The organism is Cellulosimicrobium cellulans, assembly GCF_042723955.1.
GTDB classification, from domain to species: Bacteria; Actinomycetota; Actinomycetes; order Actinomycetales; family Cellulomonadaceae; genus Cellulosimicrobium; species Cellulosimicrobium cellulans_H.
The window spans coordinates 120,597-134,900 of the sequence record NZ_JBHXIC010000002.1 but is presented as its reverse complement, the minus strand read 5'-3'; the positions used below and the strand labels follow the sequence as shown (position 1 = coordinate 134,900).

The following is a 14,304-nucleotide window of genomic DNA, read 5'->3' as shown; positions in this document are numbered from 1 at the left end:
GCCGGTGCGGCCCCACTCGGCCCCTCCAGCCCTCCCCCCCCCCCCCGTGCCACCCCCCCCCCGCGGCCCCGCCCCCCCGCCCGGGGCCCCGCCCCCGGCCACGGTCGTCTCGCGGGACGCGCGCGGGTGTGGGGAAGAATGCGCGGAGGTCGGCCCCGGCCGAGGGGCCGGGACGGGGAGGCGTGCGATGGCGGTCGAGGCGCAGAGGCGTCTGGTGACGGTGCTGGCGCGGGAGCTGGCGGCGGCCCAGACCGAGCCCTGGGAGGAGCTGTCGTACCGCGCGTTCGTCGTGGCCGACCGGACGCAGGAGCACGTGTCGATCGTCGGCGGATGGCCACCGCCACCCGCGCAGAAGCCGACCTCCCCGGTGTTTCGGGACGCCCTCGCCGAGCTGCGGGCCGTCACCGCGCCGACCGGTCTGGGCGCCTGGTTCACGATCTCACTGACGGTCCGCGCCGACGGCGAGGTCGACGCGTCGTACGACTTCGACACCGAACCCGGCTTCCTGCCCCCGGCCGGGCCCGCCGACTTCGCCCGCGACCTGGAGCGGTTCCCGCGGGCGGTCGAGACGCAGCCGCCCTGGCTGCGCGAGCGCCTCTCCTGGGCGCGGCTGACGCCGGAGCAGAGGTCGCGCGCCGAGGCCGGGGTGGGTGCCCTCCAGCCATACCCGGCGTTCGGCGGGAGCCGGCCGCTGTTCACCGTGACGGTGACTCCGGACGACGACGTCATCGGCGTGCTCGAGAACGCGTCCGGTCGGCGGGCGCTCGTCGACCAGGACGGCGCCGTCCGGCTCGTCGCGCCGGACCCCTCGGCCCGCCCGCGCTGACCGCGCCCTACCGAGCGAGTGCTCGCACCGCGCCGATCGTGTCGGCCTCGTCGGCGGTCTTGTCGTCGCGGTAGCGGAGCACGCGCGCGAACCGGAGCGCGAGGCCGCCGGGGTAGCGGGTGGAGCGCTGGAGGCCGTCGAACGCGATCTCGACGACCTGCTCGGGCCGCACGTGCACGACGTACCCGTCGTCGGAGGTCTCCAGCTCGCGGAACCGGCGCGTCTGCCACTCCAGCATCTCGTCCGTCATCCCCTTGAACGTCTTGCCGAGCATGACGAACCCGCCGTCGGGGTCGCGCGCGCCGAGCCAGATGTTCGACAGCCACCCGCGCCGGCGGCCCGAGCCCTGCTCGACCGCCAGCACGACGAGATCGAGCGTGTGCCGCGGCTTGACCTTGACCCAGCCCGCGCCGCGCCGCCCGGCCGCGTAGGGGGTGTCGAGCGATTTCACGACGACGCCCTCCTGCCCCTCGGCCACGGCGCCCTCGAAGAACGCGGTGGCGGCGCCGGGGTCGTCGGTGACGAGGCGCCGCACGGCGTGCGGTCCGGCAGCGTCGGCGAGGAGGTCGTCGAGCACCGCGAGCCGGTCGCGCAGCGGCTCGTCGAGCAGGTCGCGCCCGTCGACGTGCAGCACGTCGAAGAAGAACGGCGACAGCTCGAGCGACGCCGCGAGCTCGGCCTCCTCGGCAGCGCTCCGCTCGCCCTGGGTCGCGGAGCGGGCCGCGGTCTCCTGGAAGGGGCGCGGGACGCCGTCGGGCCCGACGACGAGCGCCTCGCCGTCGAGCACGAGCGCCCGGGCCGGGAGGGACCGCGTCGCGGCGACGATCTCCGGGACGCGCTCGGTGATGTCGTCGAGCGAGCGCGTGAAGACGCGCACGTCGTCGCCGTCGCGGTGCACCTGGATGCGGATCCCGTCGAGCTTCACGTCCACGGCCACGGCGGTGCCCGACGGCGGGTGCTCGCCCCCGGCGTCCCCCTCGCCGCCGGGTCCGGCGCCCAGCTTCTCGAGCGCGGCGCCGACGTCGGGCGCCGACTGCGCGAGCATCGGCCGGACGGGCCGGCCGACCGTGAGCCGGAACGTCGCGAGGGCCTCGGTCGCGGCCTCGGGGCTCCCGGCCGTCAGCGCGGCGCGCGCGACCGGTCCCGTCGCTCCGGCGAGCATGACCGCGCGGCGCACCGCGTCGGCGGGCACCCCGGCGGCCTCGGCGACGGCGTCGACCACGACCGAGTCGAGCGCGCCCTGTCGCAGCTCGCCCGAGACGAGCCCCGCGAGGAGCGACTGCTCCCGCGCCGTCGCGGCACCGAACAGCGCGGCAGCCTCGGCCTGGCGGGCCGTCGCCGAGCCGGGACCGGAGAGGTCGGCCATGCGCGCGAACGCGGCGTCGACCGCAGTCAGCGTGAGGCTCGGCTCCTCGGCCGGGGTGGGCAGGTCGCGCAGCGAGCGCCACCCGAGTCCCGTGCGCCGCTGGCGCAGCTCGCCCGCGAGGTACGCGACGGCGATCTCGACCTCGTCGCGCCCGCCCCGGCCGTCGGTACCGTCCGCGGTGCCGGCCGTGTGGGCCGGGCCGACGTCGGCGGCGACGCGGCGCAGCAGGTCCGCGATGGCCGCGCGCTTGGCGAGGCGCGAGCGGGTGGCGGCGACGGCGTCGGACGTGGCGGCGACCTCGGCGAGCAGCATGCTCCATCCTCACGCCGACCACCCACGCCCGCCCGCGCTCCGTCCCACACCGAACCCGGGGTTCCGCGCGAGCCCTCGCGCGGCCCGGCGTCGAACCCGGGTCTGCGTGGCACGTCGGGTCGCCGATCACGCGCAACCCCGGGCTCGACGGCGACGGGTAGCCGTGAGCCCCGGGCTCGACGGCGCGGCGCGGGCATGTGACCCGGCCGGGGCGTGCCGGTCAGGGGGTGGGAGCCACCACCACGTCGACCGTCCCGACCGACGGCAGCGCGCCCCGCAGCCTGGCCTCGGCTGCGGCCGAGGTCCGGTCGGCGACGGCGACCGGCGTCTGCGGCGGCACGAGGACGCGCGCCTGGACGGCCAGGCGGTGGCCCGACCAGCGCAGCCGGACGTCGTCCACACCCTGCAGCCCGTTCACGCCGTCGAGCGCGTGGCGCGCACGGTCCGTGAGGTCCGGGTCGACGCCGTCGAGGAGCCGGCGCCCGACGTCGCGCGCGGTGCCCCACAGGAGCACGAGGATCGCGGCCGTGATGAGCAGGCCGACGGCCGGGTCCGCGAGGGGGAGGCCGGCGAGGACGCCCAGCGCGCCGAGCACGACCGCGAGGGACGTGAAGCCGTCGGTGCGCGCGTGCACGCCGTCGGCGACGAGCGCGGCCGACCCGATGCGGCGCCCCACGCGGATCCGGTAGACGGCGACCGCCTCGTTGCCCGCGAAGCCGACGATCCCCGCCGCGATCACCCAGCCCAGGTTGTCCACAGGCTGGGGATCCGCGAGGCGCCGCACCGACTCGACGCCCGCGACGACTGCGGAGAGGGCGATCATCGCGACGATGAACAGCCCCGCGAGGTCCTCAGCCCGGCCGTAGCCGTGGGTGTACCGGCGCGTCGCCGCGCGGCGACCGAGCACGAACGCGATCCACAGCGGCACGGCCGTGAGCGCGTCGGAGAGGTTGTGGACGGTGTCCGCGAGCAGCGCGACCGAACCGCTGACCGCGACGATGCCGAGCTGCGCCAGCGCCGTCGCGCCGAGCACGACGAGCGACACCTTGACCGCCCGGATGCCCTGCCCGCTCGCGACGAGCTCGTCGTCGATCGAGTCGGCGGCGTCGTGCGAGTGCGGCACGAACACCTCGTGCAGCCAGCCGCGCAGCCCGCTCGGGTGAGGATGGTCGTGGTCGTGGTCGTGGTCGTGGTCGTGGTCGTGGTCGTGGTCGACGGCGGCCGGGCGGGTCGTGCTCATCGGTCCGCCGCGGTGGACGTGGTGGCCTCGGTGGCGGGGGAGGACCCGTCGACCGCGCCGTGCGCGTCGTCGGCGTGGTGCGCGGGGTGGTCGTCCACGGCGTGCTGCGCCTGGAAGACGGCCTGGGTCACGAGCGTGCGCGCGTGCTCGTCGACGAGCGAGTAGAAGACGCGGTTGCCCTCCTGGCGGGCGCGGACGATGCGACCCCAGCGCAGCTTGGCGAGGTGCTGCGAGACCGCCGTCGGCGACTTGCCGACGATCTCCGCGAGCGCGTTGACCGGCAGCTCGGTGTCGCGCAGGGCGAGGACGATCCGGACCCGCGTCGCGTCCGCGAGCAGCGAGAACACCTCCGCCGCGAGCTCGACGTACTGGCTCTCCACCCCGAAGGTGCACCCCTTCGTATCTTCACGCATGCGCAGATACTAACGGAGCGTGCGCCGCCACGGCGCCGAACCCGGGGTTGCCCCCCACAGCCGCCCCGCCGTGAGGAGCAACGCCGGGTTCGGCGGCTCGGGTGGCGGGTGGGTCGGGGCTGCGGCCTCGGCGAGGTGGTCCCGTGCTCGGTACAGGGTTTCCTGAATACAGGAGCGCGTGTACTGTCGGCCCCATGGTCGAGACGGTCACGCTCACCCACACCGCGGCGCTCGCGCGGCTGGGGCACGCCCTGTCGGACGAGACGCGCACGCGGGTCCTGCTCGCCCTGCGGGAGGCACCGGCCTACCCGTCCGACCTCGCGGACGCGCTCGGCGTCTCGCGCCAGGTGATGTCGAACCAGCTCGCGTGCCTGCGCGGGTGCGGGCTCGTCGAGGCGATCCCCGACGGCCGTCGCACCTGGTACCGCCTCGCCGACCCTCACCTGGCCCCGGCCCTCGACGACCTGCTGCGGCTCGTCGTCCAGGTCGACCCCACATGCTGTGGTCCCGACGGGTGCTCGTGCTCGTGACGCCCGTCTCGCTCGGCCGCACGCCGCCCGGACCCGCTGCCCCGACCGTCGCGCGTCGTGCCGTCCTCGAGCGGAGGGTCCGGTGGGTCGTCGCGGCGACGATCACGTGGAACGTCGTCGAGGCGGTCGTCGCGATCACCGCGGGCCGTGTCGCGTCGTCGGCCGCGCTCGTCGGGTTCGGGCTCGACTCGCTCGTCGAGGTGCTCTCCGCCGCCGCGGTGGCCTGGCAGTTCGCCGCGCCCGACCCGCACCGGCGCGAGCGGACCGCGCTGCGCGTCATCGCCGTCTCGTTCTTCGGGCTCGCCGTCTTCGTGTCCGTCGACGCCGTCCGGACGCTGCTCGGCGCGGCCGAGCCCGAGCACTCCGTCGTGGGCATCTGGCTCGCGGCGGTGAGCCTCGCCGTCATGCCGTTCCTGTCGTGGTTCGAGCGCCGCACGGGCCGGGAGCTCGGCTCGGCGTCCGCCGTCGCGGACTCGAAGCAGACGCTCCTGTGCACGTACCTGTCCGCGGTGCTGCTCGTCGGGCTCGTGCTCAACGCGACCCTCGGGTGGACGTGGGCCGACCCGCTCGCTGCGCTCGTCATCGCCGCCGTCGCCGTCAAGGAGGGCGTCGAGGCGTGGCGCGGCGACGCGTGCTGTGCGCCCGTCTCGGCGCTCGTCGGCGAGGGCGAGGCAGACACCTGCGCCGACGCGTGCTGTGCGCCCCGGGGCGACGGACCGACGTCGCGCCCCTGAGCGTCGTGGCCGCGCAGCAGGCCCTACGATCGCGACGTGAACGCCTCGGGAGCACCGGCGCGCCGCCGCGTGCCGCTGTGGCTCCTTGCGGCGGTGGTCGTCGTCGTGCTGCCGGCGACCGGGCTGCTCCCCGCCGCCGATGCGCGCGACCTGCTCGTGCGCACCGGACCGGTCCTGGTGTTCCTCCTCGCCATCACCGTGGTCGCGGAGCTGTGCGCGGGCGCGGGCCTGTTCGACGCCGTCGCCGGGCGGGCGGCACGCGTCGCCCGGGGGCGGCGGTTCGCCCTGTGGGGGCTCGTCGTCGTCCTCGCGACGGCGAGCACGGTCGTGCTGTCCCTCGACACGACGGCGGTGCTCGTCACGCCTGTCGTGCTCGCCCTCGCGCGCCGCACGGGCACGCGGCCCCTGCCGCTCGCGCTCACGGTCCTCGCGCTCGCCAACACGGCGTCGCTGCTCCTGCCCGTCTCGAACCTGACCAACCTGCTCGCGGCGCACCGGTTCGGCACCGGGTACGTCGGGGTGATGTGGGCGCCGGCGCTCGCGGTCCTCGCCGTCACGGTCGTCGTCCTGCTCGCGCTGCACGGTCGTGACCTGCGCGGGCGGTTCACGCTCGCGGGAGCAGGCCCGACGCCGCCCGACCGGGTGCTCCTGCGGGTCACCGGCGCGGTCGTCGCACTGCTCGCGGTCGCGTTCGCGATCGAGCTGCCGGTCGCGCCCGCGGCGCTCGCCGGCGCCGCGGTGCTCGCGCTCGCGACGTGGTGGCGACGCGTGCGGCCCCTCGTGCCGGTGCGCGAGATGTTGCCGTGGCGGTCGGCGCTCGTCGTCGCGGCGCTGTTCGTGCTCGTCGAGACGTGGCACGCGCACGGTCTCGGCGACCTCCTCGCCGTCGTCGCAGGCACGGGCGACGGGCCGGGCGACCTGGCGCGGCTCGCCGCGACCGGCGTCGTCGCCGCGAACCTGGTGAACAACCTGCCTGCCTTCCTCGCGCTGCTGCCCGCGGCGGGGGAGAGCGTCGACCGGCTCGCGACGCTCCTCGTCGCGGTGAACGCCGGGCCGCTGATCACGCCGTGGGCGTCGCTCGCGACCGTGCTGTGGTGGCAGCAGTACCGCCGCCACGCGTTCGAGCACGGGCCGCCGCCCACGTGGCACGTCGTCCGGCAGGGCCTCGTGCTCGCGCCCCTCGCGGTGGCGGCGGGTGTCGCCGTCGTCGCGCTCGGCTAGGAAAGGGCGGGCTCGTCGCACGGGTTCGTGGTCGGCGTCTCGCCGTCGTGAGCGCGGCGCACGGCGTCACGTCACAGGCGGTCGAACGGGGCGGCATAGGTGAACCGTCCCGCGTACTCCCCGCGCCAGGTGCTCAGTGCGCGTGCCTGGAAGTAGTCGCCCCACGCCGGCTCGGGAGCCTCGATCCCCAAGGAGCTGGCGGGCACGAACCCGAACCGGGAGTAGAGGGCCGGCTCCCCGAGCAGCACCACGACCGGCTCTCCCAGACCGTCCGCCGCACCGAGGAGCGTGTGCATGAGCGCGGAACCGACCCCGCGCTGCTGGTGGTCGCGACGGACGCTGAGCGGCCCGAGCCCGAGCGCCGGCCGGTCCCCGACCCGCCCGCGGGTGGCGACGACGTGCCCGACGACCTGCGGGTCGGGCAGCCCGGTCTCGGCGACGAGCGACAGCTCCGGGATCCACCCGGGGTCCTCGCGCAGCCACCCGACCAAGGTCGCCTCACCGGGTACGCCGTCAGCCTCGACCGGTGGGGCAGCGTGCTCGACCGCGGAGAAGGCGTCTGCGGTGACTGCGCGGATCGCCGGGGCGTCCGGCGGGCGCTCGCGTCTGATCAACATGCCGACACTCTTGAGGGGCACGTGCGGGAGAGCAACGGAAATATCCCGGCCGCGCCGTCGTGCGGACGTGACGGCTGACGAACGATCGGTCGTGCTCACAGGGAGGACGCGAACAGCGCATCCTGACGCGCGAGAGCGGCCGAGGCGGCTCCCGGGGTCGCCGGGAGCAGCGGGAGCCGTACGCGCGGGCTGGCGATCCGGCCCTCGGCTGCGAGGACGGCCTTGATCACGGCGGGGTTGGGCTCGGCGAAGAGGGCACCGGTCAGGGGCACCAGCGCGTCGTGCACGGCGAGCGCCCGCTCCGACGGGCCGTGCCGCCAGGTGCGGACGAGCTCCGCGTACGCGCGGGGGGCGACGTTGGCGCTCGCGAGGATCCCGCCCCGCGCACCGAGCGCGATGAGCGGTCCCGCGTACAGGTCGTCACCGGCCAGCACGGACACGTCCGAGCGGGCGGTGCTGAGGAACGCGACCGTGGTGTCGTCGATCGAGCCGACCGTGTGCTTGAAGCCTGCCACGCCGGGCAGGTCGGCGAGCCGGTGGAGCGTGTCCACCGTCAGCGCGAGCCCCGTCCGGTAGGGGACGTTGTACACGACCAGGGGGACGGGCGCCGCGGCGGCCAGGGCGCGGAAGTGCTCGACGACGCCGGCCTGGGAGGGCCGCGTGTACGCGGGGACCGCGACGAGCGCCGCGTCGGCCTGCGGGTGGAGGTCGGCGAGCAGGTCGACCGACGTGGCGGTGCTGCTCGTCCCCGTACCCACGAGCAGGTGCCGACCTCGCGCCGCGCACACCTCGGCGCAGACCTCGACGACCTGGCGCGCCTCCGCCCGGGTGAGCGTCGCGGGCTCCCCGGTCGTGCCCACGGAGACGACGCCCGCCGCGCCCTCGTCGAGGACGGCCGTGGCGAGCGCGGCGAGCGCGTCGAGGTCGAGCCGGTCGTCGTCGGTGAACGGGGTGACCAGGGGGACGTAGAGGCCGGAGAGCTCCATGACGGCAACTCTCCGGCCGTCACTGACCACCAGTCCAGTTCACGTTCCTCCGCAGTGCCGTAAGTTCTTCTTATGCTCGACGTCCGCAGGCTCCGGCTGCTCCGCGAGCTGTCGCACCGCGGGACGATCGCCGCGGTGGCCGAGGCGCTCACCTACACGCCCTCGGCCGTGTCGCAGCAGCTCTCCGCGCTCGAGCGCGACGCCGGGGTGCCGCTCCTGGAGCGGTCGGGGCGCCGGGTCCGGCTCACGGCGGCCGCGGAGACGCTCGTCGGGCACACCGAGAGGATCCTCGAGATCCTCCGCGAGGCCGACGCCGACCTCGCGTCGGCCGCCGCGACGCTCCGCGGGACGCTGCGCATCGGCGTCTTCCCGACGGCCGTGCCGACCCTGCTCACGCCCGCCGTCGTGCGTCTGAGCTCCGACCACTCCGGACTGCGCCTCCTGGTCTCCGAGCTCGACCCCGCCACGGTCCCCGACGCGCTGCGCGGGGACGCGGTCGACGTCGCCCTGGTCCAGGAGTACGACCACGTCCCGCTCACGGTCGGCCCCGGCGTCGAGGCGGAGCCGCTGATGGAGGAGACGGTCCACCTGGCCGCCCTGGGCGCGGGGTCGATCGCCGACCGTCGGGACGCGCCCTGGATCGCCGGCACGCTCGGGACCCTGTGCCACACCCTGACCGTCCGGGCGTGCGAGGCGGCGGGCTACGCACCGGGCATCCGTCACCACGCCGACGACTTCGGCGCCGTCCTCGCCCTGGTCGCGGCGGGGCAGGGCGTCGCCCTCGTGCCGGAACTCGCGGCCGGGGGCGCCCCGGACGGCGTGGTCCTCACGCCCCTGGCGATCCGCCGCAGGACCTCCCTGGCCTACCGCCGCGGGTCCGGGACGCACCCGGAGGTCGCGGCCGCCCGCGAGGCGCTGCACACGGCAGCGGTGGCGGCCGGCCTCGCGCACGCCGCCGGATAGCCGCGGCCGGTCGGTGCGGCGTCACCCCTCGTCGACGGTGCCCGGAGCGGGGACGTCGGTGAACACGTCGCCGGGGTTGCGCAGCAGGCCCAGGTGGGACAGCGGCCAGACCTTGACGAACGCCGTCCCCACGACGTTGCCCGTCGGCACGAACCCGCCGCCGGGCTTGCCCGTGTTGTAGCGCGAGTCACCCGAGTTCTGCCGGTTGTCACCCATGACGAACAGCATGTCCGTGGGCACGGTGGTGTCGAAGGCGAGCTCGCTCGGGTCGGAGCCGGGCTTGATGTACGTCTCGTCGATCGACACCCCGTTGACGCTCACCCGGCCCTCCGCGTCGCAGCACACCACGTGATCACCCGGTGTCCCGACCACCCGCTTGATGAGGTGCTCACCGGTGTCCTGCGGCAGCAGACCGACGAAGGTCAGCGCCGCGCGCACCGCCTCCGACACCGGGCTCTCCTCCTGCGGCACCGGCGGCGGCAACCACCCGCCCGGGTCCTTGAACACCACGACGTCACCCCGGTGCACGTCGAACGCGCCCGGCACGAGCCGGGACACCATCACCCGGTCGCCCTCGACCAGCGTGTCCTCCATCGACGGGCTCGGGATGAAGAACGCCTGCACGAGGAACGTCTTGAGGAGCAGCGAGAGCACCAGCGCGCTGACGACGATGATCGCCGTCTCGCGCAGCAGCGACGGTCGACGAGGGCGATGCCGGGGGAGCGCGGCAGAGGTGTCGTCAGCGACGCCGGACGCTGGCCGGGCGTCGGCCTCGGTGTCCACCGTCGAGTCGGGGAGCGGATCGCGCAGCGTGGCGTCGTCGGGCACGGGCCCACCCTGTCACGTCGGCGCTCGGCGCCAGGCCACCCGGTCCGGGCGGCATTCGGGGGCGCCGTCAGCTCTCGGGGTCGTCCTGGAACATGCGCACCTCCTGCCGGCACCGGCAGGCGACGGCGATCTTGCTGGCCCACCGGAGCGCCTCGTCGCGCGTGGGCACCTCCAGCACGGTGTGACCGCCCTCGAGCCGGGCCGTCTGCGGGTACGTGCCGTCGGTGACGGTGCCGTCCCCGGAGACGAGGACCGGCGGGACGCTCTCGTCGATCCCGCCGCCGAACACCCAGACGCCTGCGGCCTTCGCCTCCTGCACGACCGCGTGCGCCGCGTCCGCGGCCGCCTGGAGCCCGCCGGGACCGAGGTCCATCTCGCCGCTGGGGAACGAGATCAGGTACTTCGCCATCGCACGACTCCTTCGTCTCCGGGGATTCGCCCCATCGTCGCGCGGGTCCCCGCATCACGCCGACCCTTGACGCCCCGGATGTCCGTCTCGTAGCGTCCGTCCTGCACGACGCAAGAAGTTGACAGAAGTCCAGCACAAAGCAGTGCACACGCTGCAACTCTCGTATGCCGCCACGGGTCCGACCGGTGACCATCCCCGCCGGTCGTTCGTGGCACCCGGACGACCGGTCTCGACCTCGTCGGTCCCGGTCCCGACCCTGAACCAGCCCTGACCCGACCCACCCGTGACGGTGGCGCGGCACCAGCACGGTCGCGCCCGCCGTCGGGCACCGCTGCCCGCGGGTGGACGAGCCCGCCCCGGCGGGAGAACGAGGACGTTCATGAGAACCCCCTGGAAGCACACGGTCGTGGCGGGCGCCGCGCTGGCGCTCGTCGCGCCGCTCGGCGTCGTCGCCGTGGCGCACGCCGCGGACGCCACCAACCTGGCGCTCGGCAAGCCGATCGCCGCGTCGTCGGTGACGCAGACGTACGTCGCGGGCAACGCCAACGACGGGAACACCGGCTCCTACTGGGAGGGCGCGGGCGGGCAGTACCCGTCGCACCTCACCGTCGACCTCGGGGCGGAGGCCGACGTCGACCGCGTCGTCGTCACGCTGCCCCCGCCTGCGGTGTGGTCGTCACGCACGCAGACGTTCAGCGTGCTCGGTCGCTCCGACGGCGAGTCGTCGTTCCGGACGCTCAAGGCGTCGGCGGCCTACGGGTTCGACCCCGCCAGCGGGAACACGGTCGAGATCCCCCTCGACGCCGAGGTCGACGAGGTGCGCCTCGCCTTCACGGCCAACACCGGCGCGGGCAACGGCCAGGTGTCCGAGCTCCAGGTGTGGGGCACGCCCACGGGCGGCACCGACCCGACGGACCCGACCGATCCGACGGACCCGACCGGCACCAACTACGCGAAGAGCCGTCCAGCGACGGCGTCGTCGACGGAGTGGCAGTTCGTCGCCGCGAACGTGGTCGACGGCAGCGCGACCACCTACTGGGAGGGAGCGGGTGGGCAGTACCCGTCGACGCTCGACGTCGCGCTCGCCGCGCCCACGCAGCTCAGCAGCGTGCGCGTCCGGCTCAACCCCGACGCCGCGTGGGGGCCGCGCACGCAGACGTTCTCCGTGTGGGGCCGCACCGGCACGGGCGCCTGGCAGGAGCTCAAGGCGTCCGCCGGCCACGCGTTCGCGCCGGGCAGCGGCAACCTCGTCGACGTACCCGTGACCGGCACCGCCACCGACGTGCGCCTGCGCTTCACCGGCAACACGGGCGCGGGCAACGGTCAGGTCGCCGAGCTCGAGGTCTACGGCGCCCCGGCGCCGAACCCCAACCTCACCGTCACCGCGGTGACCGCGTCCCCGGCGTCGCCCACGGCGACGACCCCCGTCACGCTCACGGCGACGGTGAAGAACACGGGCGACCGCGCGTCGTCGGTCACGACGCTCGACGGGAGGCTCGGCGGGTCGACCGCGGGCTCGACCGCCGTCGCGGCGCTCCAGCCGGGAGCGAGCGCGCAGGTGCAGGTCGCGGCGGGCACCCGGCCCGCGGGCGAGTACACGGTCGGTGCGGTCGTGGACCCGGCGAACACCGTGGCCGAGCAGGACGAGACGGACAACGCGTTCACCGCGACGGCGAGGCTCGTCGTCGGCGAGGCGCCCGGGCCGGACCTCGAGGTCGTCTCGGTGTCGTCGAACCCGGCCAACCCGGCCGTCGGTCAGGCCGTGACGTTCTCGGTCCAGGTGCGCAACCGCGGCAACCAGCCCGTCGCGGCCGGTTCGGTCACGCGCGTCGTGGTCGGGTCCACCACGCTGAACGGCACGACGCCGGCCGTCCCCGCGGGTGCGACCGTCACCGTCACGCCGAGCGGCACGTGGAGCGCCACGAACGGCGGGGCCGCCGTGACCGCGACGGCCGACGCGACCGGCGTCGTCGCCGAGACGAACGAGGGAAACAACACGGGCACGCTCGCCGTCACGGTGGGCCGCGGCGCCGCCGTCCCGTACACGACCTACGAGGCCGAGGACGGCCAGTACACCGGCACGCTGCTCCAGACCGACGCGCTGCGCACGTTCGGGCACACGAACTTCGCGACCGAGTCGTCGGGTCGCGAGTCCGTGCGCCTGACCAGCACGGGCCAGTACGTCCAGCTCACGTCGACGAACGCGACGAACTCGATCGTCGTGCGGAGCTCGATCCCGGACGCCCCCGGCGGCGGTGGCCAGGAGAAGACGATCAGCCTCTACGCGGACGGCCAGTTCGTGCAGAAGCTCACGCTCTCGTCCAAGCACTCCTGGCTCTACGGCACGACCGACCAGCCCGAGGGCCTGGTCAACACGCCGGGCGGCGACGCGCGCCGGCTCTTCGACGAGTCGCACGCCCTGCTCGGCCGGTCCTTCCCGGCCGGGACGGTGTTCAAGCTCCAGCGCGACGCGGGCGACGACGCCGCGTTCTACGTCATCGACCTCGTCGAGCTCGAGCAGGTCGCGCCCCCGCTGAGCAAGCCCGCGCAGTGCACGTCGATCACCGAGTACGGGGCCGTCCCGAACGACGGGCTCGAGGACACGGCGGCCATCCAGGCCGCCGTCACCGCGAACCAGGAGGGCGAGATCCACTGCGTCTGGATCCCGGCGGGGCAGTGGCGCCAGGAGAAGAAGATCCTCACCGACGACCCGCTCGACCGCGGGATGCACAACCAGGTCGGCATCAGCGACGTGACGATCCGTGGTGCGGGCATGTGGCACTCGCAGCTCTACAGCCTCATCCCGCCGCACCTCGCCCCGGGCGTCATCAACCACCCGCACGAGGGCAACTTCGGGTTCGACGTCGACGACAACACCCAGATCTCCGACCTCGCGATCTTCGGCTCCGGCACGATCCGCGGCAACAACGGCCAGGAGGAGGGCGGCGTCGGCCTCAACGGTCGGTTCGGCAAGAACACGAAGATCACCAACGTGTGGATCGAGCACGCGAACGTCGGCGTGTGGGTCGGTCGGGACTACTCGAACATCCCCGAGCTGTGGAACCCGGGCGACGGGCTGGTCTTTTCGGGCATGCGGATCCGCAACACCTACGCGGACGGCATCAACTTCAGCAACGGGACGCGCAACTCGACGGTGGTGAGCTCGACGTTCCGCAACACCGGCGACGACGCGCTCGCCGTCTGGGCCAACCCGTACGTCAAGGACCGGAACGTCGACATCGGGCACAGCAACACGTTCCGCAACAACACCGTGCAGCTCCCGTGGCGCGCCAACGGCATCGCGATCTACGGCGGCTACGACAACTCGATCGAGAACAACCTGATCTACGACACGATGAACTACCCCGGCATCATGCTGGCGACCGACCACGACCCCCTGCCCTTCTCGGGGACGACGCTGATCGCCAACAACGGGCTCTACCGCACCGGCGGGGCGTTCTGGAACGAGGACCAGGAGTTCGGCGCGATCACGATCTTCCCGCAGACGCACGACATCGTCGGCGTCACCATCCGCGACACGGACATCGTCGACTCCACCTATGACGGCATCCAGTTCAAGAACGGCGGCGGGAACATGCCGGACGTGAAGATCACGAACGTGCGGATCGAGAAGTCCAACAACGGCTCCGGCATCCTCGCGATGGCCGGCGCCCGCGGCAACGCGATCCTGTCGAACGTGACCGTCACGAGCTCGCGCGACGGCGACGTCGCGAAGGAGCCCGGCTCGCCGTTCGTCTTCACGGGCCAGTAACCCGAGGGTGCACCGGACACGGGGGGGGGGGGGGGGGGGGTGCGGGGCGCGGCCCCACACCACCACCCCGCGCCGCCGCGCGGGCCG

Annotated in this window: 13 protein-coding genes; 6 read left to right on the top strand and 7 right to left on the bottom strand. The window is 74.4% G+C overall.

Annotation, left to right across the window (positions count from 1 at the left end):
* Positions 1 to 187: 187 nt before the first annotated feature.
* The gene (locus tag ACFWH7_RS01385; protein WP_378214676.1) at positions 188 to 826 is read left to right on the top strand and encodes a hypothetical protein; all 639 of its coding nucleotides are present in this window, start codon (positions 188 to 190) and stop codon (positions 824 to 826) included.
* Between the two features lie 7 nt (positions 827 to 833).
* On the opposite strand, the gene ACFWH7_RS01380 is transcribed toward ACFWH7_RS01385, so the two are convergent.
* The 3 genes from ACFWH7_RS01380 to ACFWH7_RS01370 form a co-directional block, all read right to left on the bottom strand.
* Entirely contained in the window at positions 834 to 2,504 is a 1,671-nt protein-coding gene (locus ACFWH7_RS01380; RefSeq protein WP_378214675.1) for an ATP-dependent DNA ligase, read from the bottom strand.
* Between the two features lie 220 nt (positions 2,505 to 2,724).
* Positions 2,725 to 3,744 carry a cation diffusion facilitator family transporter gene (locus ACFWH7_RS01375; protein ID WP_378214674.1) on the bottom strand — a complete coding sequence of 340 codons (1,020 nt, stop codon included), beginning with the start codon at positions 3,742 to 3,744 and terminating at the stop codon, positions 2,725 to 2,727.
* Positions 3,741 to 4,157: an ArsR/SmtB family transcription factor gene (locus ACFWH7_RS01370; protein WP_141387131.1), complete on the bottom strand. Its 417-nt coding sequence runs from the start codon at positions 4,155 to 4,157 to the stop codon at positions 3,741 to 3,743. Before ACFWH7_RS01370 ends, ACFWH7_RS01375 begins: the two co-directional genes overlap by 4 nt.
* Positions 4,158 to 4,351: 194 nt before the next feature.
* Here ACFWH7_RS01370 and ACFWH7_RS01365 point away from each other — a divergent pair, with 194 nt between their 5' ends.
* From ACFWH7_RS01365 to ACFWH7_RS01355, 3 genes are read left to right on the top strand one after another with little or no spacing between them, the layout of a single operon-like run.
* A complete protein-coding gene (locus ACFWH7_RS01365) occupies positions 4,352 to 4,687 on the top strand; it encodes an ArsR/SmtB family transcription factor (RefSeq protein ID WP_064314954.1) in 336 nt (111 codons plus the stop codon).
* Positions 4,654 to 5,421, top strand: coding sequence for a cation diffusion facilitator family transporter (locus ACFWH7_RS01360; RefSeq protein WP_378214673.1), 768 nt, complete (start codon positions 4,654 to 4,656; stop codon positions 5,419 to 5,421). Before ACFWH7_RS01365 ends, ACFWH7_RS01360 begins: the two co-directional genes overlap by 34 nt.
* Before the next feature lie 36 nt (positions 5,422 to 5,457).
* The gene (locus ACFWH7_RS01355) at positions 5,458 to 6,642 is read left to right on the top strand and encodes an SLC13 family permease (RefSeq protein ID WP_378214672.1); all 1,185 of its coding nucleotides are present in this window, start codon (positions 5,458 to 5,460) and stop codon (positions 6,640 to 6,642) included.
* A gap of 71 nt (positions 6,643 to 6,713) precedes the next feature.
* Here the strand turns inward: ACFWH7_RS01355 and ACFWH7_RS01350 are convergent, their stop codons facing one another.
* Complete coding sequence (locus ACFWH7_RS01350) at positions 6,714 to 7,259, bottom strand: GNAT family N-acetyltransferase (RefSeq protein ID WP_141387135.1); 546 nt, start codon at positions 7,257 to 7,259, stop codon at positions 6,714 to 6,716.
* Between the two features lie 95 nt (positions 7,260 to 7,354).
* A complete protein-coding gene (dapA, locus tag ACFWH7_RS01345; RefSeq protein WP_141387137.1) occupies positions 7,355 to 8,245 on the bottom strand; it encodes a 4-hydroxy-tetrahydrodipicolinate synthase in 891 nt (296 codons plus the stop codon).
* A gap of 72 nt (positions 8,246 to 8,317) precedes the next feature.
* On the opposite strand from dapA, the gene ACFWH7_RS01340 reads away from it, so the two are divergent.
* Entirely contained in the window at positions 8,318 to 9,208 is an 891-nt protein-coding gene (locus tag ACFWH7_RS01340) for a LysR family transcriptional regulator (protein WP_378214671.1), read from the top strand.
* Between the two features lie 21 nt (positions 9,209 to 9,229).
* Here ACFWH7_RS01340 and lepB read toward each other — a convergent pair whose 3' ends face one another.
* Complete coding sequence (gene lepB, locus ACFWH7_RS01335) at positions 9,230 to 10,036, bottom strand: signal peptidase I (protein ID WP_255318546.1); 807 nt, start codon at positions 10,034 to 10,036, stop codon at positions 9,230 to 9,232.
* A gap of 67 nt (positions 10,037 to 10,103) precedes the next feature.
* Positions 10,104 to 10,445 carry a YciI family protein gene (locus ACFWH7_RS01330; RefSeq protein WP_378214670.1) on the bottom strand — a complete coding sequence of 114 codons (342 nt, stop codon included), beginning with the start codon at positions 10,443 to 10,445 and terminating at the stop codon, positions 10,104 to 10,106.
* A gap of 379 nt (positions 10,446 to 10,824) precedes the next feature.
* Between ACFWH7_RS01330 and ACFWH7_RS01325 the strand changes: the two genes are divergently transcribed.
* Positions 10,825 to 14,217, top strand: a complete 3,393-nt coding sequence (locus ACFWH7_RS01325; protein WP_378214669.1) for a CARDB domain-containing protein — start codon at positions 10,825 to 10,827, stop codon at positions 14,215 to 14,217.
* The last annotated feature ends 87 nt before the right edge of the window (positions 14,218 to 14,304 follow it).